A 21,790-nucleotide genomic window follows, 5' to 3' on the forward strand; every position below is an offset into this window, starting at 1 on the left:
GATGTGCTCATTCTTTAATTCCTACGCATTTTTACGTTTTAAGAATACTACCCCACCAATCAATAATAACATTGCTCCTGCTGCAATTGAAATCCAACTTGCAAGGTTAGTGCCACCTGTTTGTGGTAACCATCCAAATTTTGATTCAATTTCTTTCTTAGGCTGTGGTTGTTCTTTTACCTGTTCTACTGGATGCTCTTTTTGTGGTGTTTTATCTTCTGGCTTTTGTGTCGTACCAGGAGTAACTGGTTTCTTTTGATCTTTTACAGTATGTTTGATGATTTCTCCATCTTTTTTAATCTCAAATGAGAAAGTCTCCTCATTAATAAGATATCCTGCAGGTGCAATTGTTTCTTTGTACGTATACTTTCCATACGATAGCTTCTCAAATTTCGCGATACCTTTATCATCTGTTTTTCCTTTTACTACTTCTTTTCCTGCTTCATTATAAATAGTAAATTCTGCACCTGGAATCTTGTTGTTTCCATCTGCAACATCTACCTTCGTAATTTCAAGTGTTCCTGTAATCTTTCTATCTTCTACTACGTGTTTAATAATTTCCCCGTCTTTTTTAATTTCGAACGAGAATGTTTCTTCATTTATTACATAACCATTTGGCGCAACTGTTTCTTTGTACGTATACTTTCCATACGGTAGCTTCTCAAATTTCGCGATACCTTTATCATCTGTTTTTCCTTTTACTACTTCTTTTCCTGCTTCATTATAGATAGTAAATTCTGCACCCAATAGTTTATTGTTACCGTCTGCTACATCTACTTTTGTAATTTCAAGACCACCTTTAATCAGGTGATTAACAGCCAATAATTCAATAATCTTGCCATGTTCCTTTATTTCGAACGTAATTGGTTCTGTAACAAGAACATAACCATTTGGAGAAGCCTTTTCTACAAATGAATATTTACCATAAGCTAAATCTTTAACGTTAATTTCACCGTTTTTATCTGTCTTGTATTCACCGATTACTTTACCACTTGCATCTTTTAATTCAAATACTGCGCCTTCTAATTTCTTACTGATATCTTCATTATCTACTTTTAATAGCTTCACACTGCCTTTCACCTCAGTGTTTTCAACTGTAAAAGTAAGGGTTTTATTGTGTTCTTTAATTTCAAATGGATATTTTGTTTTGTTTCCAACATATTCGTTTGGTGTTTTTGTTTCTAAGAAGTAGTATTTACCATACGTAAGTCCATCAACTTTAGCAATTCCATTTTCGTTAGTTACTACTTTTTCCACTTCTTTTCCATCTTCAGTAAAGACCGTAAATTCTACATTAGGTAAAATTTTGCCTAAGTCACTCAGCTTTTTAATTTCAATATTCCCTTTTATTTTACTGTTTACTACTTGAATAGCTCCAGTTTCTCCTGTCTTTACTTCAATAGCTTGTGGCTTATCACCTGACACATAGCCTGATGGTGCTTTAATTTCTTTTACAGTATACGTACCAATAGGTAAGTTGTTCAGTTCTGCAATACCCTCATTATTTGTAGTAATCTTACCAACAGATTCATTATTTGCATTAAATACTTCAAATACTGCTCCTGTTAGTACTTCACCGTTTTCTCCTACTTTCTTAACTTTTAAAGAACCAGCCGCTTCCCAGTTTACCGCAAGATTACTACTAAGCTTTTCTTCATTTTTCTCTAATAATACTGTAGCATCCTGAACTGTATCAGTTCCGCGATAAGCAATTGCTTGAACTTTTGTCAAATTGGCAGAAACACTTAGGTTAAATCCGCCCGTTTTTGTATTTTTAGGGATTTGAATGCGGAATTTTTCTCCAACAGAAAGTTGATCTTTTACTTCGCCATTTTCATTAACAACTCTTACTCCATTAGGTGCATCTTTTGTTACAACCTTATAAGAACCACTTTTAGCATTGGTCTGTACTGTATATAAGTTGGTTTCAAAGAAATCACCCTTTAATTCTGCTTTTTGCTTTTCAGCTGGAATTACATTCATGAAGATATCCTGTGTATCTTCACTTCTGTTAGCAGCATCTATAATAGCTTTAGCTGCTTTCTCAACATTTTTATTTTCATGCTTCAATTCATTTACATCAAGTTGACCTAAAGCATTCCAAACAGCAAGTTGAGTGGCATAATGTGCTTCATTCTGATTCGCAACACCCAGCTGTTCTACACTCTTTTGTGGGAAACCATTTAATAAAACTCTATATACAACATTATCTGTTTTCCCCATTTCAGGTAGATCTTCACCATTTGGTGACTTTAATCCAAGAGTTAAGCAATATGCAATTTGACCACTTGAATTCTTGATTATTTCAGTTCTAATATACTTTCCTAAACTATTGCTATAACTCCAGTTCATCGAATACTTTTCGTGAGTCATAATCTCTGCACTAGCCCTTGGTAGAAACACATTAAGGAATAATGCAAGTACTGATAGTAATGCAAAAACTCTAACAACAACTCTTTTTCCCAATTTTGAAACCTCCCGAAATAAATTTCTTCAAGTGATTATTAAAATATTTAAAATAATCACAACAAATCAATTACCATTATAAAACAAATAATTACAAATATTAAATTATTTTTCCAAATATTTTTTTATTTTTTAGCATTTATTATAATTTATTATTACATTAAAACATAGTGATTATATAAAAAACGGTTCTGTTGCAAAGTTTTCTAAACTAAGCTACACTTTCGAAAAAGAAAACGAGGAGAATCACAGATGGGATATTTTAAAGGGAAACAGTTCAAGAAGGATATTATTTTAATAGCCGTTGGCTACATCGCCATCAACTTAAGAAGGAAAATAAAATGAACTTTCGTTCATATGAACGAAAAAAAACTTAAAATATTTTATGTCCTTAAAAATGAGCATACCAAATAAACCTAGATAGGTATCATTTTTAAAAATTATGCTGCTTTCTTTTGTTTTCCAAGTCCACTATACTCATAGACCACACCCATAATATCAAAGACTGTCTTTTTCTCATATCTATGAGATTTCCGTCCATTCTTCTCTAGGAGGTGGAATAGGCGGATTAGAATCTTTGTTATGTCTATGGTGCTTTGTCGTATAGCTTGGTACAACAGATGTAAATGATCTTGAATCATTCCAATCGCTTTATATTCGCTTATTTCTCTTTTCTTCTTTTTCAAAAGAAGTTGACGCATTTTAAACATAGTAGAGGAGCACAGGAAAATAGCGATTAGCTTTCCATATAATTGGCACTCTAATCGTTCCTGTTTTACATGACGATAATGGTCTATTTTGAAAAGTGATTTCCACGTTTTAAAGATAATCTGTCGGGTAAAGAACTGGCGCGGTATCAGTTATGACCCGTCTCCAGCCCCTCCCCATAAGAACTGCTCGTGAGGTTTTCCCTCAAGCAGCTCACCCCATAAACTTCATCAAAAGGGTTATGAGACCTATCAAATGGCAGACACTTTCATCGGTATCCCTCTGCACTTTTAAGGGAATGGACTTTCCAGTCCCAGTAGAGCCCCAGTACACCATAGAGATATTCATTACTCCATCTCTGCCATCCGATACTACGCTTTCGTCGCCGTTTCCTTCTTGTCAGCAGTGTACGGATTTTCATCTCCGTATAATCACGCACTTCGCTAAATGCTCCGCTGGAGTTTCCAACTCGAAAGTAGTTCACCCATCCTGTTAGTACTGCATTGATTTGTTTTACTAAGTCTTGTGCTGTTTTGGCTCCTGCGTTTTGAATGAGTTCGCGGATTCTTGCTTTCACTGCCGTACGGGCTTTCTTCTTTGGGGTCATGCATATGAAGTGTCGGGTCTTATTTCGGTTCAGTACTCGCCTGAAATCAAATCCCAGAAAGGCAAAAGACTCTCCCTGTAAGACATCGACCATCCGAGTTTTCTCAAGATTCAGTTCAACTCCCAAAGGCTCCAATTGTTCCTGCAGTCGTCGCAGTGCCAGTTCAGCCCACCCCCGCTTACTGGAGTGTCCACTTACGGTGATAACCATATCATCGGCAAATCGGTGATAGTTCACAGCTTCATAGTTGCCTTCCGTCGTTTTACGCCGAATGGCATCAAATGTCCAATCTACCTCATTCAAGTAGATGTTTGCCGCTAGTGGCGAGAACGGTCCCCCTTGCGGGACTCCAATCTTTCCTGTCGCTTTTACCACCTGTTTTACCAGGCGCATAACTTGGTGGTCTTGGACACGATTTGCGATTTTCCTCAGTAGGATGTTATGCCGGATTGTATCAAAGTAACGTGACAAATCAACATCAATGACTGTGGTCATACGACGCAGCACACTGCGTCGCACTTCTGCCAGCGCTTGATGCGGGGAGCGTTTTGGTCGGAATCCGTAGGAATTTGGGCAGAAATCAGCCTCAAAGATAGCTTCCAATATGAGTTTTAGCGCTCCTTGGACCACACGGTCCCGTATACACGGGATTTGCAGTGTCCGCATTTTGCCGTTTGCTTTTGGGATTTCTACTTTACGATTAGCTTGTGGTTGATATGTTCCAGCCTGCAGTTCTGCTTGGATGTTCTTTAGAAACGGTATAACTCCCTCTAGTTCTATATCAGCGAAACTTTGACCGTCGATACCTGGGGCACCGCCGTTTTTCCTCGCATGCTGATATGCTTCGTGGAGGGTTGTTAGTTTGGTAATGTGGGAAAATAGCCCCCAAAACCGATGCGTAGGTTCAGACTTCGCCTTTTGATAGATTCGTCGCCTTAGTTCCTGCAAAGTAATAGGTGTTTTTGTCATGGCACCCTTGCCTCCTTTGGTCGTACGAAATATTTACAGGTTCGGACCCTTCCCTCCCCACGCGTTTTACTGCACGCAGATCTCTGGTACTACGATCCGTTCCGCCACCCTGACACCTACCGGTCTCACTTCCCGGTCGCGGTTATAGAGACGGTCTCCTCGATGAGGTTTCTTCATCGGGTGTCGAGGGCTTCTCCAGTTTCCACATTATCTTTCTCTCCATGTCGCCGCTGATACCCCGCCGGTGAGAACTGCCGTTTCAGACTCGTTTCGGTCAGTTCTTGCTGCTTTCGCACGTTATCGACCGTCTCAGCCACCGGAATTGCGTGTAACGAGGCTACGTCTACGTTCACTGTACGTTACAACCTGGAGATTTGCCCACATGCCTTTTGCATGTGATGTCAGAGGGCTTCGCTATGTTGTTTTCACTTCATGGCGCCTCTCAGGCTACGGGAGTGGAGTCTATTCTCCCGATTGGACTTTCACCAACTAGATAATGTGTCCTTATCTGGACACGCCTATTTGCCAACGTAAAGTATATAATTCATGTACCTGTTCCATCGGAACCCATTCCCAAGGTATATTCGTCACGTACACGTTTAATCCAGCTATCAATTTACTTTTCTCTGAGTACGTTCTATTTTTAGATTTTTCTTTTTCTGCAATCTTCGCTCGTCGTTTTTGAAGTTGCTCTTCTGTTAATCGATTAAAAATAACACGTGCAAATAGTTGTTGTTTATCACCGATATAAGCATGTTTTAATTCAAATGTTTCTCCAGGCTGTAGGTGTTTCAAAATCTGTTTCACATCGATTTGTATGTATTCCGATTGTTTTTTAATGGCTCCATTTTTAAAGTATTCTGGAGTTGGATTTTTCATATATACATTCGTATTTAGTTTTAAACGAGAAATATAATATGTACCTCGTTGATCCATTTGATCTAAGTCTTCCAATGAAAAATAACCTAAATCACGAATACATAAATCTCCTGGCCGTAAGGTATCTAAGCACTCTGTACCAAAGGTTTTGTCATTATTTTTCCCTGGTCCAACTTGAAAATTAAGAAATTCCCCACTGTGCAAATCATATTCTAATTGAATTTTGATTCCGGCTGTTTGTGCACACCCTCCAGAGCCTGGATATATATTCTCTAAAGCATTGGGCACTTGAAAGACGGTAGCATCTAAGATACGGATTCGACTAAAATAAGAAAAGAGATGATTAGAAATTTGCGTTTGTTCACATACTTTTTGTTGTAACAGTAAAGAAAAAATATGTTTTAAAAACAAAACTGCTTTAGAGTTTAAACGTTTATTTAAGCCCTCAGGGCTGAGTAAAGTACCAGTGGCTGCATGAAGCCTACTACATAATCGAACTAAGGGATCACTTGCTACTCGTTGACTGATCCAAATACAAATCGTAGCTAAGTCTGAGCCAGAAAACTTACGTTTTCGCTTTATAAATCCGATTTCTCTTGCAAGTTCTTCTAAAAATACAGGTGTAATATATCGCTGTAATTCTTCTACAAATGGTTGTAGTTCATCTTGAATCGAGAGATTCATAAGAAAGCGTCATCCTTTCTGTAATTTCTACAAAAAAATATAGTGTTTTTTTCGTTATATGGATACAAATTTATCTTAACTTGATGGGTATTGGTGCTACCCAACTTGTAATTTTCTTGGCACATCTATAGGTAGATTATGTTAAAGTTACTTGTATTGGTTTGTACATATTTTTCAAAAGAAAGTATTATTTTTAATTAATTGAAGGGGGAAATAAAAATGATCCAGAAAATCATAGATCAACAGAATGTAGAATGTATTGGAGGGTTTATTGCTCAATACACAGATGCAATTATGGCTCATGTTAATCCTGGCAAACTGCATCAAAACAATATCGTTATTATAATTAAAAATGATAAAACGATATGGGCCACAAAAGTAATGCAACAAGATAAAAATCAAAACAATATTAATTGGATAGAAATCACTAGAGAGAATATAAAAAAGAAAACAAGTCTAATTACAAAAAAGACATGTTATTTTGAAATCAAAAAGGGTGATTTATTTGGAACTTATATGATTTCGGAGGATTTGATTTTAAATGAACAATTTGGTGAAGATAAATCCTATCTTGATTTTATGGTAGGGTAACTTAGTTTAAACCAGTTTTCATGAAAAATAATTTATCTGGTTTAAAAAAAATAACATTTTTTATACTTGGGGATAGTGAAAATACTGGTTCTGGTGCAAAAATATTACTTAGAAACATAGAGTAGCAATTTTCTCTTCATTTCTATCTTATGAAGCTAAGCCAAACAATTTATGAATAAATTCTTTCTGGTTTTGGACAGACTTGTCCGGTAAAACAAGTTGCCCCTTTTGCATCATATGCATGGCTTCAACACCACTCAATATAGAGATTGCTGTTTTAAATGACTTTAATCCTAACATAGAACGAACTCGTTTTTTAATAAACCGGTGGTCTTGTTCCACTATATTATTGAGATATTTAACTTGCCTTAGTTGTATGCCTTCAGGCATATGTTTCTCTTCTTTCAACTCTTGAATGGCTACAGGATAGGCAAGGTTCTTATCTACTGTTATCACGCGAGGTTTAGAAACATACGAAAAAGCCAAGGCTTTCTTGAAAAAGCGCTTGGCTGCTTGTTTATCTCTTGATTTACTTAAATAAAAATCAATTGTATTACCCTCTGAATCAACTGCACGATATAAGTACATCCATTGACCTTTTACTTTAATATAAGTTTCATCGACTCTCCACGAATCATTTGTTAATTTAAGATGATGTCGTACTTTCTCTTCTAATTGAGGTCCATATTGATGAACCCAACGCATAATGGTGGTGTGAGCCATTGATAATCCTCTTTCCTCCATCATTTCCACCAGGTTACGGAAGCTTAAATTGTACCGTAGGTACCACCTTACCGTTAATAAGATTAGTTCAGGCTGATAATGCTTCCATTTAAACAAATTTTCCTTTTCCATACTGATCACACCTTTTTTAGAGTCATACTATCAGTATGTCCAAGTTTACTAGATCAGTTGCATATATTTTGAAATTTTGCACCAGAACCAAGTTTTCTAAATGAGGCTACACTCTAGAAAAAAAGTACAAAGAGAATCACAAATGCGATACTTTAAAGGAAAACAGTTCAAGAAAGATATTATTTTAGTAGCCGTGGGCTACTATCGTCGTTTTTCTTTAAGCTATCGCGATGTATCTGAAATCCTAAGAGAACGTGGTGTCTCCGTTCATCCTACAACCATTATGCGCTGGGTTCATGAGTATGGAAATGTAATCTACCAAATTTGGAAAAAGAAAAATAAGCATGTACAACGATCGTGGAAGTTGGATGAGACTTATATAAAAGTTAAAGGTGAATGGTGTTATCTCTATTGTGCAATCGATAAAGAGGGGAATACATGAGAGTTTCAACTTCGTAAAAAACGAGATCATCAAGCGGCATATGCTTTTATGAAAAGATTAGTGAAAATATTTGGAGAACCGATGGTTCTCGTAACAGACAAAGCTCCAGCATTACTTTGTGCATTGAACAAGTTAAAGGAACAAGGCTTTTATACACGTACTATTCATTATACAAGCAATTATTTGAACAATCGTATTGAACAGGATCATAGACATATAAAGCTACTCTTTGCTAAATCCGCAGGATTTCAAAATCTTCGCCACGCTTCCCGTACCTTGAAAGGCATCGAAACCATTCATGCTCTATATAAACGAAACCGAAGTTTGTGGCCAAACTTCGGTTTTTCAACGTACAATGAATTACAGTGATTACTTACTATTGTATAAAATTTGATTGTACTGAATTTGACTTTTTATCTGCTAAAGAACTTTGCAACAGAGCCTTTAGTCCGATATTACCGTGCTTCTCGATGATGATTATTGAAAAGGATATTATAAAATAATCAAACTTTTTTACAAAGCTACACTAATAACATCAATAAAATTATGAATATTCAGTATTTTATTTCTCAAAATAAATAGCACACAAATAACGCTTGAAATGGTAATATATGTTTGTTAGTATCTTATTATTGAAATGAGGTAATGTTAAAATATGAATTGTAAAAAACTATCATCTTACTCGGTAGCCTTAGCTTTTGGTATAACTACTTTATTTGGATTTTCTAGTTCTAATACACAAGCTAAAATTCTAAATCAAGAAGAAATAAAAAATCAATGGACTATAAAATCCACATTCAATAACGAACAATTAAAATTAATAATTAAAAGTATTTCAAGTGAAAAAATACTTAAAGCACAAAAACTCAACAATCAAGCATTGTCCATTACAGAATCAGGAAAGTATTCATTTCATTTAGAAACAGCTATATCCTTAGGGTGTAGCCGTGAACAAGCACAAGATCTGAAAGATTTATTTGAATCATTTTCACCTGATACTGTTAAAAAAATTGAGTCTGTTACAAGTGGGGGTTTGAAGTCGTTAATTCCTATTCAATCAAACTTATCTTTTTCTCTTACTGATTTATTAACACTCTTAACAATAGATGGATTAAAAACTTTAGCTAAACAAATTGTCTCTATCTTCTGAAAACCCTAGGCGCACCACATTGCTACCAACCTAACAAAATAAGGTTCTGGTGCAAAAATCATTTGATAGAGGCATAGAAACCTGCATAGACTGTTCAATGGTAGATTATGATGCAATTCCAAATCATTTATGTATGAATCTAACTTCATTTTGGGCAGACTTCACCTGTAAGTGAAGTTGTCCTTTTTTCATCATATGCATGGTTTCAACGCCACTCAATATAGAAGTGGCCGCTTCATATGACTTGAATCCTAACATAGAACGTACACGTTTCTTAATGAAACGGTGATCTTGTTCCACTATATTATTGAGATATTTAACTTGCCTTAGTTGTATGCCTTCAGGCATACGTTTCTCTTCTTTTAATTCTTGAATTGCTACATCATAGGCAGGGTTCTTATCTACTGTTATTACGCGAGGTTTACAAATATGAGAAGCAGCCAAAGCTTTCTTGAAAAAGCGCTTGGCTGCTTGTTTATCTCTTGATTCACTTAGATAAAAATCAATGGTATTTCCTTCTGAATCGACTGCGCGATATAAATACATCCATTGCCCTTTTACTTTCACATACGTTTCATCGACTCCCAGGAATCATTTGTTGTCTTAAGATGATTCATCTAATTCAGGTCCATATTGATGCACCCAACGCATAATAGTGGTGTGAGCAATAGACAAACCTCGTTCCTCCATCATTTCCACCAAATCACGAAAACTTAGGTTGTACCGTAGGTACCATCTTACCGTTAATAAGATAATATCAGGTTGATAGTGCTTCCATTTGAACAAATTTTCCTTTTTCATACCGATCACACACCTTTTTTAGAGTAATAGTATCAGTATGTCCAAGATTTACAGATTATTTGCAATTTCCCTGAAGTTTTTGCACCAGAGCCGCTTGAACCAATACTTCATTATTATTTCTTTTATTCTTGTTTGCCATATGCATCACCTCCTACAGTTTTACTATGCTACGAAACGTGGAAAATATTTATTCCTTTTTATGGTGAAAATTTATTTGAAAGTTTCTTCTCCAATTCAATAAGAAAAACAAAAAGAACTTGTAGGAATCACTACAAGTTCTTCTTGTGATAATGAAAGCAAGGGTAAAACAACATATTTCAACAGACACAACAGGGAAACTACTTGAAGACTGATATGACAATTTCATTATATAACAAATATTAACATTTGAAGATTTTAATTTCGAAAATTGTGTGAATTAAAAAATGGAAAGATTCATTGTATTTTCACCCCAAAAAAATTCCATCTGTTCATTTCGTACAAAACACTTTAAATCAACACCGATATCATAATGAATTAGTGAAAATGTATGGGTTCTGGTGCAAAGATAAAATAAAAGAGAATATAGCGCATATATTTATAGCGGAATTGTATTTTATGCTGCTAGGGGTCACCATACATCGCCATCAACTTAAGAAGGAAAATAAAATGAACTTTCGTTCATATGAACGAAAAAAAACTTAAAATATTTTATGTCCTTAAAAATGAGCATACCAAATAAACCTAGATAGGTATCATTTTTAAAAATTATGCTGCTTTCTTTTGTTTTCCAAGTCCACTATACTCATAGACCACACCCATAATATCAAAGACTGTCTTTTTCTCATATCTATGAGATTTCCGTCCATTCTTCTCTAGGAGGTGGAATAGGCGGATTAGAATCTTTGTTATGTCTATGGTGCTTTGTCGTATAGCTTGGTACAACAGATGTAAATGATCTTGAATCATTCCAATCGCTTTATATTCGCTTATTTCTCTTTTCTTCTTTTTCAAAAGAAGTTGACGCATTTTAAACATAGTAGAGGAGCACAGGAAAATAGCGATTAGCTGGTTTTGGTGCAAAAATAATTCGCTAGAACCATAGAATAGTAATATCCTATTAACCTTGAGATTAAGCAGCTAACTTAAATAACTTATGAATGACTTCAACCTCATTTTGGGCATAGTTCACCCTTTGGTGAAGTTGCCCTTTTTTTATCATATGCATAGCTTCGATGCCACTCAAAATCAAGGTAGCTGTACGAAATGATTTCAATCCTAACATGGATCGAACTCTCTTCTTTATAAAACGGTGATCCTGTTCCACGATATTGTTAAGATATTTACGTTGCCTTAGCTGTATGCCTTCAGGCATACGTTTCTCTTCTTTTAATGTTTGAATTGCCACTGGATAAGCCGGATTCTTATCCACCGTAATGACACGAGGTTGAGACACATGGGAAGAAGCCAAGGCTTTCTTGAAAAAGCGCTTAGCTGATTTCGCATCTCTAGTTTTGCTTAGGTAAAAATCAATCGTGTTCCCTTCAGAATCTACTGCACGATATAGATACACCCACTGTCCTTTTACTTTTATGTAAGTTTCGTCTACCCTCCAGGAGTCATTGGTTCTCCTTAAATACGGACGAATGCGTTTATCAAGTTCTGGTCCATATTGATGAACCCAGCGCATAATCGTAGTATGTGCTACGCATATTCCACGCTCTTCCATCATCTCTACGAGATCACGAAGACTCAGACTGTACCGGAGGTACCAGCGTACTACATGTAAGATAATTTCGGGTTCGTAATGTTTCCACTTAAATTCTGTTGGCTTTTTCATACGGATACACATCCTTTATAGATTGATAATATCAGTATGTCCAAGCTTCTTAGATTTTTTGCACCAGAACCAGAGATTTTAATACCCCCAAGTATCCAAAAACGTTATTCTTTCTAAACAAGCTAGATTAGAAAGGATGACGTTTTCTTATGAACCTCTCGATTCAAGATGAACTACAACCGTTTGCGGAAGAGTTACAGCGATATATTACACCTGTATTTTTAGAAAAACTTGCAAGAGAAATCGGATTTATAAAGCGAAAACGTAAGTTTTCTGGCTCAGACTTAGCTACGATTTGTATTTGGATCAGTCAACGAGTAGCAAGTGATCCCTTAGTACGATTATGTAGTAGGCTTCATGCAGCCACTGGTACTTTACTCAGCCCTGAGGGCTTAAATAAGCGTTTAAACGCTAAAGCAGTTTTGTTTTTACAACATATTTTTTCTTTACTGTTACAACAAAAAATATGTGAACAAACGCAAATTTCTAACCATCTCTTCACTTATTTTGGACGAATCCGTATCCTAGATGCCACCGTATTTCAGGTGCCAAATGATTTAGATAATGTATATCCAGGCTCTGGAGGCTGTGCTCAAACAGCCGGAATCAAAATTCAATTAGAATATGATCTGCACAGTGGGGAATTTCTTAACTTTCAAGTTGGACCAGGAAAAAATAATGACAAAACATTTGGCACGGAGTGCTTAGATACCTTACGACCAGGAGATTTATGTATTCGTGATCTAGGTTATTTTTCATTGGAAGACTTAGACCAAATGGATCAACGAGGTACATACTATGTGTCTCGTTTAAAATTAAATACGAATGTATATATGAAAAATCCAAATCCAGAATACTTTAAAAACGGTGCTATTAAGAAGCAATCGGAATACATACAGATCGATGTGAAGCGGCTTCTAAACCAACTACAGCCAGGAGAAACATTTGAATTAAAACATGCTTATATCGGTGATAAACAACAACTATTTGCACGTGTTATTTTTAATCGATTAACAGAAAAGCAACTTCAAAAGCGGCAAGCGAAGATTGCGGAAAAAGAAAAGTCTAAAAATAGAGCGTACTCAGAGAAAAGTAAATTGGTAGCTGGATTAAACGTGTATGTGACGAATACACCTTGGGAATGGGTTCCGATGGAACAGGTACATGAATTATATACTTTACGTTGGCAAATAGAGATTGTCTTTAAAACGTGGAAATCACTCTTCAAGATAGACCATTATCGTAATGTAAAACAGGAACGATTAGAGTGCCAATTATATGGAAATCTAATCGCTATTTTCCTATGTTCCTCTACTATGTTTAAAATGCGTCAATTGCTTTTACAAAAGAAGAAAAGAGAATTAAGCGAATATAAAGCGATTGGGATGATCCAAGATCATCTATTTCTGTTATATCAAGCAATACAGCAAAACAACCAAGAGATAACAAAGATCCTAACCCGCCTGTTCAACCTTTTACAGAGGAATGGACGGAAATCCCACAGATATGAGAAGAAAACTGTCTTTGATATTATGGGTGTTGTCTATGAGTATAGTGGATTGAGAAAACAAAAGAAAGTTGCATAATTTTTTAAAAATGAAACCCGTTAGGGTTTATTCGGTGTGCTTACTTTTAAGGACATCAAATATTTTAAGAGTTTTTTAGTTCATATGAACAAAAGTTCATTTTGTTTCCGCTCTTAAGTTGATGGGCATGGGTCACCATATCAAAAAAAGAAAATTGTACGTTTAGACACATTTTAGACACATTTCAGACACAAAATAACCGGTACCTTGTATGTTAAGGAACCGGTTATTAATGTTGCAAATCTTTTACTAAACTTATTTATAATGACTTAATTTATTTACATTGGCATACCTGGTAAAAACTTAGCTATTAATACAATAATTGCCGCTAAGAAGAACGCTTTAATAATGAATAGAATAATAATTGGAATCGATGCTTTCACTTTGCTTAATCCAGCTGTAATATGTAATCCAAGCCAAATTAAGACTAAATTCCATACATAGAATACTTCAATTGTATTACCAACTCCATATGCAAATGTACCTTCCGTAAATAATAACCCTAAACTCGTATATTGAGTCATTCCAGTACCAAAGATTAGACTTAAAATTGTATTAACAAGTCCACCAATAATAAGGACAATGTTTGTATAAACTACAATATTCAATAAGGTTTTGTAAGGCGTATCATTACCAAAGAACATCATAAATATTTTATAAATAGCTGCTATAAATAGTGTTCCAACTATTGCACCAGCAAAGCTTGATCCGATTCCAGAAATAACTTCTGTTGTAAGTGAACTTTGACCAGCAATTTCACCCAATTCTTTTTTTATTTTAAGCATCTCAGGTGAGGTATTCATAACATAAGCACTTAAACCACCGAGCAGCCCCTGTAACAGTGCTACTAAGAAGAATACACCCCAAACTCTCTTACTTGTTTTCATTCTTTCAAACTGTAATCCAGGAGATGTAATCATTCCAAATAATGATGGCTTTTTCACACTTACATCTTGTATGTTCATATTCGTTTCCATTATAGCGCCTCCTTCTATTTATATAATCCTCTTAAAGGATAATTCGAAAAATTCACTCGAACAATATGTATGAATAATAGAGGTACTTATCTCTATTACACTAGTAAATTATTCGTAACGAAGTGCCTCAATTGGATCTAATTTTGCAGCTTTATTCGCTGGAATTAAACCGAAAATAATACCAAGTGTCATGGAGAATAATACGCCTCCAACAACAACTTCCCATGAAACAAGCGGTGGCCATTTCGCAAATGTCGAAACAATATATGCCCCGCCATATCCAAGACCGATACCAATTAAACCACCAAGAAGTGTTAACATAACTGCTTCAATTAAGAATTGCAACAAGATTTTACCACGTGTTGCACCAAGTGCTTTACGTACCCCTATTTCACGCGTACGCTCTGTTACAGATACGAGCATGATATTCATAACACCAATCCCACCAACGACTAGTGAAATACCAGCAATCCCACTAATAATCATTGTCATGATATTTGTCATTTTTGAAATTCCTTCTTGAATTTCTTTTAAATTCATCACTTCATATTTACCCGTAAACTCACTTGGTTTACGACTATTTAATACATCAGCTGCCTTTTTCCCAGCATTATCTAGGTCGTCGACATTTTTTGCTTGAACAGAAATATTTTGAATTTCATCAGTTCCATATAATGTTGGCCATAATGTAAGTGGAATTAGAACTTCGGAATCCCCAGTTCCCAAAAAACCACCCTCAGCTTTATATACACCTATAATTTGCATTGGCTGTCCTTTTATTTCAATGATCTTGCCAACTGGATTTTCTTTTGAAAATACTTTATCTTCCACACCTGAACTAATCATAATAACATTATTTCCTTGCTCAACATCTGTATCATTTAAAGAACGGCCTTTTAATAATTTAATTTTATTTGCAGTGAAATATTCACTATCCAGTCCCTTAATATTCACCATATCTTTTTTATCATTGACATCAAGTGTTTCCATACTTGAATTCGTCTTAATCACATGTGTAATCGCTGGGATTTTTTTGATTTCAAAAATATCTTCTTCCATCAATTTAGGTTGTCCCATCGATTCCATACCAAATGGATCATTCATGTCAGCAGTATAGTGAATGGAAACTACACCATTACCAGCTCCAACAAATTGTGACTTCAATGTAGCTTCCCCACCCTGTCCAATCGCAACAACGGTAATAATAGAGCCCACGCCAATAATAATCCCAAGCATTGTCAGGGCTGAGCGTAGTTTATGAGCTAGAATAGAAGATAGGGCAATCTTTATACTATCTAGTAAACTCATACTGCACACCTGCTATCTTCTGTAATTTTCCCGTCTCGTAGTACAATGCGGCGGGAAGAATACGCTGCTACCTCTTCTTCATGCGTAACCATAACAATGGTTGTACCTTCTGCATTTAACTTTGTGAAAATATCCATAACTTGTTCACCAGACTTCGTATCAAGCGCCCCCGTCGGCTCATCAGCCATAATGAACGTTGGATTATTAGCAATCGCTCTTGCAATTGCTACACGTTGCTTTTGTCCACCCGATAATTCATTCGGTAAATGATGTACGCGATCCGCTAATCCAACTTTACCTAGCGCCTCTAAGGCACGCTTACGACGTTCTGCTTTCTTCACGCCACCATATACGAGCGGAAGTTCAACATTTTCCACCGCAGAAAGACGTGGCAGTAAATTAAAATGCTGGAATACAAAGCCGATATATTCATTACGAATTAAAGCAAGCTTTGACTCGTCTGCTGTTAAGATATTCACATCATTCAGCATATATTCGCCTTCTGTTGGACGATCTAAACAACCAATAATGTTCATAAGCGTTGACTTACCAGAACCAGAAGGCCCCATAATCGAAACAAACTCACCACTCTGAATCGTTAAACTAATACCATGCAAAATCGGTACCGCAAGCTTTCCTTGATAATACGTCTTAGCAATATTATTTAGCGTAATCATTTCTCTTTCACTTCCATTCCGTCATACACATTGTCGGAAGGATTTTTAACCACCTTTTGCCCCACTGTTACGCCTTCAGTAATCTCTGTCCAATCTCCATCAGTAGCACCTTTTTTCACATTTTGTTTACGAAGCTTTCCTTTTTCTTCGATATAAACAAATGCATCATCGTCTTTTTCTACAATGCTCTTACTTGAAACAGCAATCATCGTCTTATTCTCTAAGTTTACTTGTAATGAAACATGGTAACCTGGAGATAAACCGTCTTGACTATCAAGACTTGCTTTATATGTATATTGGGACATATTTTGAGTTGCTTCACCTACACCACCAGCTTGACCCATCTCTGCACTTGTTGGGAATTCACTTACCTCTGTAATCTTACCTGTCCACTTCTTCTTATTATTTGCTTTCGCAGTTACAGTGAATGTTTGATCCTTTTGGATTTGTGACTTCTGAAGCTCTGTTAAAGTCCCTTGAACTTGGAACGGGTCTTTAGAAGCAACTTGTAAAAATGCCTTTCCTTGTCCACCTAACGCTTGAGATGAACTTTGCGCCGCATCTTTATCTAACTTTTGAACAACACCAGCAAAATTACTATAAATCGTAAGCTCTTTCTGCTTTTTATTTAACTCTTCTTTCTGTAACTTCCCTTTCTCTTTCTCAAGATCAGTTGTTTTTTGCGCTATTTCTAACTCACTTACTTGCTCTTCCATCGGATCTGTTACTTCTTTCCCAGCTCCGCTATCTTTTGCCTTCTTAATTTCTTTCTTCAACGAATCAATCTTCTTTTTCCCTTGATCATAACGCATATCAGCCATCTTCTGATCAAGCTCTGCTTGCTTCATTTGAAGATTAATTTCTTCATTATCGTAAGAGAATAATTTCGTTCCCTTTTCTACTGATTGCCCTTCTTTTACCTCAATATTCTTCACTTTCCCTTTTGTGGAATCCGCGTAGAAACTTTCGATATTTCCAGGCTTTACTTGTCCAGAAATCAATTTAGTATTGTTTAGCTTACGTTCTGTTACTTTTTCAAAATGGATATATTCAGTCTTTTCTTTGCTCTTATTTTTTCCTTGCAGCAAGAAGATATTAATAGCTGTAATGGCAGCAATTAGCGCAATAACTCCAATGATAATCCATTTTTTCTTTTTGTTTGATGTCCGCGTTGTATTTGGTAACATAATGCATCCCCTTTCATGATGATATACTTTTTGGATTATATATACTTTTTAAAAAATAATCAATCTTGCGTGAGGATTGATTATTTTTTGGCTAGTTTATTCGAATATATAATTTCAAATTAAGATTTTAGTATGAAATTTTATTTGAGAACAAGTTTGGATAATCTAAATTTTTCATAACTATTTTTTTATTGCAATTTAAATTTATTTATTTTTATATAAAGATATTATATGAGTTTTGAGGGAATTTGAAAGTTAGCTTATAGAGGTTTAAAAATTATAGCGGGTTCAGCATAGAGAACTAAAAATTAGGTCAAGTTAATATGTTTTTGAACCAATACTATGGATTTCAAATGGTTCTGTTACAACAAATCATTTATCTTGTTCGAACCTCATAAACGATGTTTAAACATTTATTTAGGAGTAATCCCTTATAGGTATGATTTCTGTAGCTTTTATATTGTTACGTATCTGTTCAAAAGAGAAGTATATTAGTCTGGTTATCTAGGAGAGATTTGAGTTAGTTTAATTGCTAGTTAATTCTGTGTTGCTAGTTAATTCTGCTAATAATATATATCATAAAAAGTAAACAAAGTTAACCTTTTATGTTAATTCTTAGTAATTGTATCAAAGAATTCATTTTAAAAATAGTCTTGTTTGAATTATATTATATGTCTAATATTAGTTTATAAGGTTTTTAGGATTGGATAATAATTGAAAATGATGTTGCGGATAACGTATTCTAATTCATTTATAAAATTTATAAGGAAGTTTAAAATGAATTGTAAAGTTTATGAATGATTGCAAATTTGTATTCGGATAAATAATCAAAGTCATGTAGAATGATATGTTTTTATAGAATCATGGAAACGTGATTATGAATTTATTAATTAAGAATTCTAAAATTAAGAGGTGAAAAACCATGGGGAATTTGTCTATTTGGTGGAAAAGATACTATGGATTTATGATTATTCCATTTATAGTGATGACAGTTCTGTTTAACAATCTTTCAAAATACAGTAAAATTGCATACTTCTTATTTATTGCTTGGATAATATTCAATTTAATTGATTTTTACAGAAAAGAAATTGTAGGGGATTCAAAAAAACAACAATAAAAGTTCAATTGTATTATTGAAAGGAGGTGAGAATATATGGTAATGGAAATTGCAGCTAAATTTTTCTTGAGTATTTCTACGGCTGAAGCTATCGTAAATGCAATTAATAATGGAATGGGTATTATGACTATTATTGCTTTGGCAGGTGCTACATACGGTTGGGGTGCAGTAGCTTATCCACTTATAAGAGGTGCTGTTGCGAAATGGGGATTTAGACAGGCAGTAAATTGGTAAAAATCAAGAAAGAAAATCTCCTGAACTTATAAGGAGATTTTCTTTTGTAAAAATCAAATATACCTTAAACAAGAGGTGCGATATTTTTATGATTAAATTTATAGACTTTTTTATTAACCCACTAAACTTTATGAGATCTTTAGATAAAAAACCTGAAATTATTTTCCCTTTGTTATTATCTATTGTCACACCTCTATTATCAATTAATCCGGTGCTAAACCAGTTTGAAATTGAAGGTACTAAATGGATCATTTTAATTGCTTTTTTAGTATCCCTATTTTCATTAATAACCTTTTTTATAACTTCTTTTGTGATTTATTTACTTTTGTCACTTGTACTTTTAGAAAAGGAAATGTCATTTAAAAAAGTATTATCTATCTATGGGTACACCCAATTTCCTAAATTTTTTCTAGCTGTACTGATCAGCATTTTCCCCAAATTAAGTTCAATTTTAATAAATAATGCAAATAATTTTTATGAAGCTGCATTATACTTTTTTACGAGCCCGTTAAATATATGGAGATATATTTTATTGGCTTGTGGATTTTATGTATTAACTAAAGTTAAGGTGCAGAGGGTAATCATACTGGCAATATTTTTTGCTGTTTTGGAAGTATGTTTACATTATTATGTTCCTTCTGCTATTAAAGATTTCTCTTAATGAACTAGAAGTCTATGTGAAAATAGAACCTAATTACGCAATAAGCATTAGTAGACATTAATTGAGGTGTTGTTAAGCATGTTAGTGGGCATAGAATAGGGATTTTAGAAATCTGCTGTCCGCTAATTCTTGCTGCGTAATTGTACACTTTAGAAATTTAAAATATTGGGTTTTATTAGATTTATTTAACTTTTAAAAAGCGTTTCTTCTATATATTATCAAGAAGAGTTAAAAAACAACATACTTATAAATAACATTCTAAACTATTTAAATAGTTTAGAAGAAAAATAGTGAAATTAGCTCAATATCCTGGGTATAAATGTAATACAGCACACAGATTGTGCTGTATTACATTTATACTTTTACTTTTACAATTTCATATTTTATGTACCAATCAATACTTTCTTATTACCATTGGATTTAGCATAGTAAAGAGAAATAAGGAGTAATTTTTTCAGGTACCAATAATTTATTACATAGGAGAATAACTATGAATCAAATATTTTCATATCTATTTTTTAGACATAAATCATTATTGTATTATAAGTTTCCTAAAGCTAAATTAAGTTTACCTTACATATATTATGTTTATTTCAGCTTGATCATATTTTCGGTAGTAGGTAGCTACACGATGTTTGATCAATTATATAATAAGTTTTTAGATAATAATTCTGCATTTTATATTACTATTTTTTTCAGTGTATCTTTATGTGTCTCTGGCCTTAACAAAGCAATTATAAATTCAAGTAGTAAGCTTAATAAAAAAAATGATATAAAGATTTTACTTACTAAACCTATTTCTCCTAAGTCAGTATTATTTATGAAATTTTTCGAAACCATTTTCTTCACCGAAATATTCTTAGTATTCAATATATTTGTTGGGGTATTAAGTTATTTTTTATATACTACTAATAATTTATTTATTAGCTTACTATTCACAGTAAATTCAATCTTCTTTATTTATGCTATAAAAATTTCGATATTCTTGCTTTCCTTTACACAGAGAAAGTTATTTACTAATATTATTGTTTTATGTTTATCAATTTTAAAATTTATTTCTTTAATAATTTCTCTTGCTTACCTTATAAATATCAATAATCCTATTATTTCAGAGATTTCTATTGTTGTATACGTGTATAAAAATATAATGAACTTACCTTTAGATTATATTGCACATACGGCTGTGAATAATGCTGGTATATTTTCGATTATTCTATTAATAATTAATATGCTACTTATTTATTATATAAATAAGGTAGAACGCAAAACATTTCAGTATGAAAAATTAACAACAAATACTAGAGATAAAATCAAAGCGGTTACTTTTTCTAGTACTAAAAGAATGGAATTGAATTTAATTAAATTATTGAAAGTTTATATACAAAGACAAAAAAAGCAAGAAATTATGATGACTTATTTACCATTAGTAAGTTCCATTATCTGTATTGTTGGTGTTTGTGTACTACTGTATATTCGAATACCAAATGTAATCAATGAACATATTTTGATATTTTATCTATTTTTATCAGGTATGATTGTGAAAACCGCAACTGATACGTATTGCTTTTTATCTTGTATTGATATCCACGGGGAGAAATTTTTTCTTTTTAAATTGGCAGGAGTATCCAATAAAAAAGTTATATTTAGTCAAGTAATGTTTAATAGTTTTTTAAATTTCACTGTAACAACTATAGTTTTATTTTGTTTTACTATTTTTATAAAAGTACCTATATTAAATATTGTTTTTATACTATTTTTATGTGGTATTCAAGTTGCACTATTCAATTTGATTTATTGTATAGCAAGTATTAGCCATCCTAATTTCAGAGTAGAACTTATTACAAGTTTACCTTCTGCTAAAGCTAAGATTTTAGCCAATATTTTAATTTTTATTAGCTTGTCAATAGAAGTCTTTATTTTTTATGTATCTTCTAGCCATACAATTTTTTTCTGTAGCACAATACTTTTAAATGTATTTTATTTTATTATTCTTTATAGGCTAGCAAATTTAAAAATGCGGTATTTACGTTTGAATAAACATGGAAACCAATTAAAAAGAGATTAAAGGGAGG

The 21,790-nt window shown here is 33.9% G+C and carries 15 protein-coding genes and 5 pseudogenes; 8 read left to right on the plus strand and 12 right to left on the minus strand.

Annotation, left to right across the window (positions count from 1 at the left end; genetic code table 11):
* Positions 1 to 21: 21 nt before the first annotated feature.
* The 4 genes and pseudogenes from Y7E_RS0105720 to Y7E_RS29185 all read right to left on the minus strand — a co-directional run.
* Positions 22 to 2,466 carry a SpaA isopeptide-forming pilin-related protein gene (locus Y7E_RS0105720; RefSeq protein ID WP_017150333.1) on the minus strand — a complete coding sequence of 815 codons (2,445 nt, stop codon included), beginning with the start codon at positions 2,464 to 2,466 and terminating at the stop codon, positions 22 to 24.
* Positions 2,467 to 2,906: 440 nt separating this feature from the next.
* A pseudogene (locus tag Y7E_RS0105730) lies at positions 2,907 to 3,299 on the minus strand (IS4 family transposase); the annotation flags it as partial.
* 143 nt (positions 3,300 to 3,442) lie between these two features.
* Complete coding sequence (gene ltrA / locus Y7E_RS0105735; RefSeq protein WP_017150336.1) at positions 3,443 to 4,750, minus strand: group II intron reverse transcriptase/maturase; 1,308 nt, start codon at positions 4,748 to 4,750, stop codon at positions 3,443 to 3,445.
* A 513-nt stretch (positions 4,751 to 5,263) separates the two neighbouring features.
* Positions 5,264 to 6,313, minus strand: a pseudogene (locus tag Y7E_RS29185) (IS4 family transposase); the annotation flags it as partial.
* Between the two features lie 219 nt (positions 6,314 to 6,532).
* Here Y7E_RS29185 and Y7E_RS0105750 point away from each other — a divergent pair.
* Positions 6,533 to 6,904, plus strand: coding sequence for a hypothetical protein (locus Y7E_RS0105750; protein ID WP_017150339.1), 372 nt, complete (start codon positions 6,533 to 6,535; stop codon positions 6,902 to 6,904).
* Between the two features lie 147 nt (positions 6,905 to 7,051).
* On the opposite strand, the gene Y7E_RS0105755 is transcribed toward Y7E_RS0105750, so the two are convergent.
* Entirely contained in the window at positions 7,052 to 7,759 is a 708-nt protein-coding gene (locus Y7E_RS0105755) for an IS6 family transposase (protein WP_017150340.1), read from the minus strand.
* Positions 7,760 to 7,901: 142 nt separating this feature from the next.
* Here Y7E_RS0105755 and Y7E_RS31420 point away from each other — a divergent pair.
* A pseudogene (locus Y7E_RS31420) lies at positions 7,902 to 8,570 on the plus strand (IS6 family transposase).
* A gap of 286 nt (positions 8,571 to 8,856) precedes the next feature.
* Positions 8,857 to 9,351 carry a hypothetical protein gene (locus tag Y7E_RS0105770; RefSeq protein ID WP_017150343.1) on the plus strand — a complete coding sequence of 165 codons (495 nt, stop codon included), beginning with the start codon at positions 8,857 to 8,859 and terminating at the stop codon, positions 9,349 to 9,351.
* 123 nt (positions 9,352 to 9,474) lie between these two features.
* On the opposite strand, the pseudogene Y7E_RS0105775 reads toward Y7E_RS0105770, so the two are convergent.
* From Y7E_RS0105775 to Y7E_RS0105800, 3 genes and pseudogenes are all read right to left on the minus strand, one after another.
* Positions 9,475 to 10,152 (minus strand): annotated as a pseudogene (locus Y7E_RS0105775) (IS6 family transposase).
* A 747-nt stretch (positions 10,153 to 10,899) separates the two neighbouring features.
* Positions 10,900 to 11,202, minus strand: a pseudogene (locus tag Y7E_RS0105795) (IS4 family transposase); the annotation flags it as partial.
* 61 nt (positions 11,203 to 11,263) lie between these two features.
* On the minus strand, positions 11,264 to 11,971 hold the full coding sequence (locus tag Y7E_RS0105800; RefSeq protein WP_017150346.1) for an IS6 family transposase: 708 nt from the start codon (positions 11,969 to 11,971) through the stop codon (positions 11,264 to 11,266).
* Between the two features lie 149 nt (positions 11,972 to 12,120).
* Between Y7E_RS0105800 and Y7E_RS0105805 the strand changes: the two genes are divergently transcribed.
* A complete protein-coding gene (locus Y7E_RS0105805; RefSeq protein WP_017150272.1) occupies positions 12,121 to 13,557 on the plus strand; it encodes an IS4 family transposase in 1,437 nt (478 codons plus the stop codon).
* Positions 13,558 to 13,835: 278 nt separating this feature from the next.
* Here the strand turns inward: Y7E_RS0105805 and yknW are convergent, their stop codons facing one another.
* The 4 genes from yknW to Y7E_RS0105825 form a co-directional block, all read right to left on the minus strand.
* Positions 13,836 to 14,534 carry a YknW family membrane protein gene (yknW, locus tag Y7E_RS0105810; RefSeq protein WP_017150347.1) on the minus strand — a complete coding sequence of 233 codons (699 nt, stop codon included), beginning with the start codon at positions 14,532 to 14,534 and terminating at the stop codon, positions 13,836 to 13,838.
* Positions 14,535 to 14,642: 108 nt separating this feature from the next.
* Positions 14,643 to 15,842 carry an ABC transporter permease gene (locus tag Y7E_RS0105815; RefSeq protein WP_017150348.1) on the minus strand — a complete coding sequence of 400 codons (1,200 nt, stop codon included), beginning with the start codon at positions 15,840 to 15,842 and terminating at the stop codon, positions 14,643 to 14,645.
* Entirely contained in the window at positions 15,839 to 16,519 is a 681-nt protein-coding gene (locus Y7E_RS0105820) for an ABC transporter ATP-binding protein (RefSeq protein WP_017150349.1), read from the minus strand. The genes Y7E_RS0105815 and Y7E_RS0105820 overlap by 4 nt, the downstream gene beginning before the upstream one ends.
* Positions 16,516 to 17,706, minus strand: a complete 1,191-nt coding sequence (locus Y7E_RS0105825; RefSeq protein ID WP_017150350.1) for an efflux RND transporter periplasmic adaptor subunit — start codon at positions 17,704 to 17,706, stop codon at positions 16,516 to 16,518. The genes Y7E_RS0105820 and Y7E_RS0105825 overlap by 4 nt, the downstream gene beginning before the upstream one ends.
* A 922-nt stretch (positions 17,707 to 18,628) precedes the next feature.
* Between Y7E_RS0105825 and Y7E_RS0105830 the strand changes: the two genes are divergently transcribed.
* The 4 genes from Y7E_RS0105830 (at position 18,629) to Y7E_RS0105845 (ending at position 21,783) form a co-directional block, all read left to right on the plus strand.
* Positions 18,629 to 18,823 (plus strand): hypothetical protein, encoded by a 195-nt coding sequence (locus tag Y7E_RS0105830; RefSeq protein WP_017150351.1) that lies wholly within the window; start codon positions 18,629 to 18,631, stop codon positions 18,821 to 18,823.
* Positions 18,824 to 18,859: 36 nt separating this feature from the next.
* Positions 18,860 to 19,057 (plus strand): hypothetical protein, encoded by a 198-nt coding sequence (locus tag Y7E_RS0105835; protein ID WP_017150352.1) that lies wholly within the window; start codon positions 18,860 to 18,862, stop codon positions 19,055 to 19,057.
* An 88-nt stretch (positions 19,058 to 19,145) separates the two neighbouring features.
* Positions 19,146 to 19,718, plus strand: a complete 573-nt coding sequence (locus Y7E_RS0105840; protein ID WP_017150353.1) for a YIP1 family protein — start codon at positions 19,146 to 19,148, stop codon at positions 19,716 to 19,718.
* Positions 19,719 to 20,349: 631 nt separating this feature from the next.
* On the plus strand, positions 20,350 to 21,783 hold the full coding sequence (locus Y7E_RS0105845; protein WP_237741349.1) for a hypothetical protein: 1,434 nt from the start codon (positions 20,350 to 20,352) through the stop codon (positions 21,781 to 21,783).
* Positions 21,784 to 21,790: the final 7 nt, after the last annotated feature.

The sequence above is a fragment of the Bacillus bingmayongensis genome, from assembly GCF_000299035.1.
Lineage (GTDB): Bacteria > Bacillota > Bacilli > Bacillales > Bacillaceae_G > Bacillus_A > Bacillus_A bingmayongensis.

Coding starts and splice junctions, on each gene's coding strand:
- ltrA (WP_017150336.1), bottom strand. CDS start 4,750: ATGACAAAAACACCTATTACTTTGCAGGAACTAAGGCGACGAATCTAT.
- Y7E_RS0105750 (WP_017150339.1), top strand. CDS start 6,533: ATGATCCAGAAAATCATAGATCAACAGAATGTAGAATGTATTGGAGGG.
- Y7E_RS0105755 (WP_017150340.1), bottom strand. CDS start 7,759: ATGGAAAAGGAAAATTTGTTTAAATGGAAGCATTATCAGCCTGAACTA.
- Y7E_RS0105770 (WP_017150343.1), top strand. CDS start 8,857: ATGAATTGTAAAAAACTATCATCTTACTCGGTAGCCTTAGCTTTTGGT.
- Y7E_RS0105800 (WP_017150346.1), bottom strand. CDS start 11,971: ATGAAAAAGCCAACAGAATTTAAGTGGAAACATTACGAACCCGAAATT.
- Y7E_RS0105805 (WP_017150272.1), top strand. CDS start 12,121: ATGAACCTCTCGATTCAAGATGAACTACAACCGTTTGCGGAAGAGTTA.
- yknW (WP_017150347.1), bottom strand. CDS start 14,534: ATGGAAACGAATATGAACATACAAGATGTAAGTGTGAAAAAGCCATCA.
- Y7E_RS0105815 (WP_017150348.1), bottom strand. CDS start 15,842: ATGAGTTTACTAGATAGTATAAAGATTGCCCTATCTTCTATTCTAGCT.
- Y7E_RS0105820 (WP_017150349.1), bottom strand. CDS start 16,519: ATGATTACGCTAAATAATATTGCTAAGACGTATTATCAAGGAAAGCTT.
- Y7E_RS0105825 (WP_017150350.1), bottom strand. CDS start 17,706: ATGTTACCAAATACAACGCGGACATCAAACAAAAAGAAAAAATGGATT.
- Y7E_RS0105830 (WP_017150351.1), top strand. CDS start 18,629: ATGGGGAATTTGTCTATTTGGTGGAAAAGATACTATGGATTTATGATT.
- Y7E_RS0105835 (WP_017150352.1), top strand. CDS start 18,860: ATGGTAATGGAAATTGCAGCTAAATTTTTCTTGAGTATTTCTACGGCT.
- Y7E_RS0105840 (WP_017150353.1), top strand. CDS start 19,146: ATGATTAAATTTATAGACTTTTTTATTAACCCACTAAACTTTATGAGA.
- Y7E_RS0105845 (WP_237741349.1), top strand. CDS start 20,350: ATGTTTGATCAATTATATAATAAGTTTTTAGATAATAATTCTGCATTT.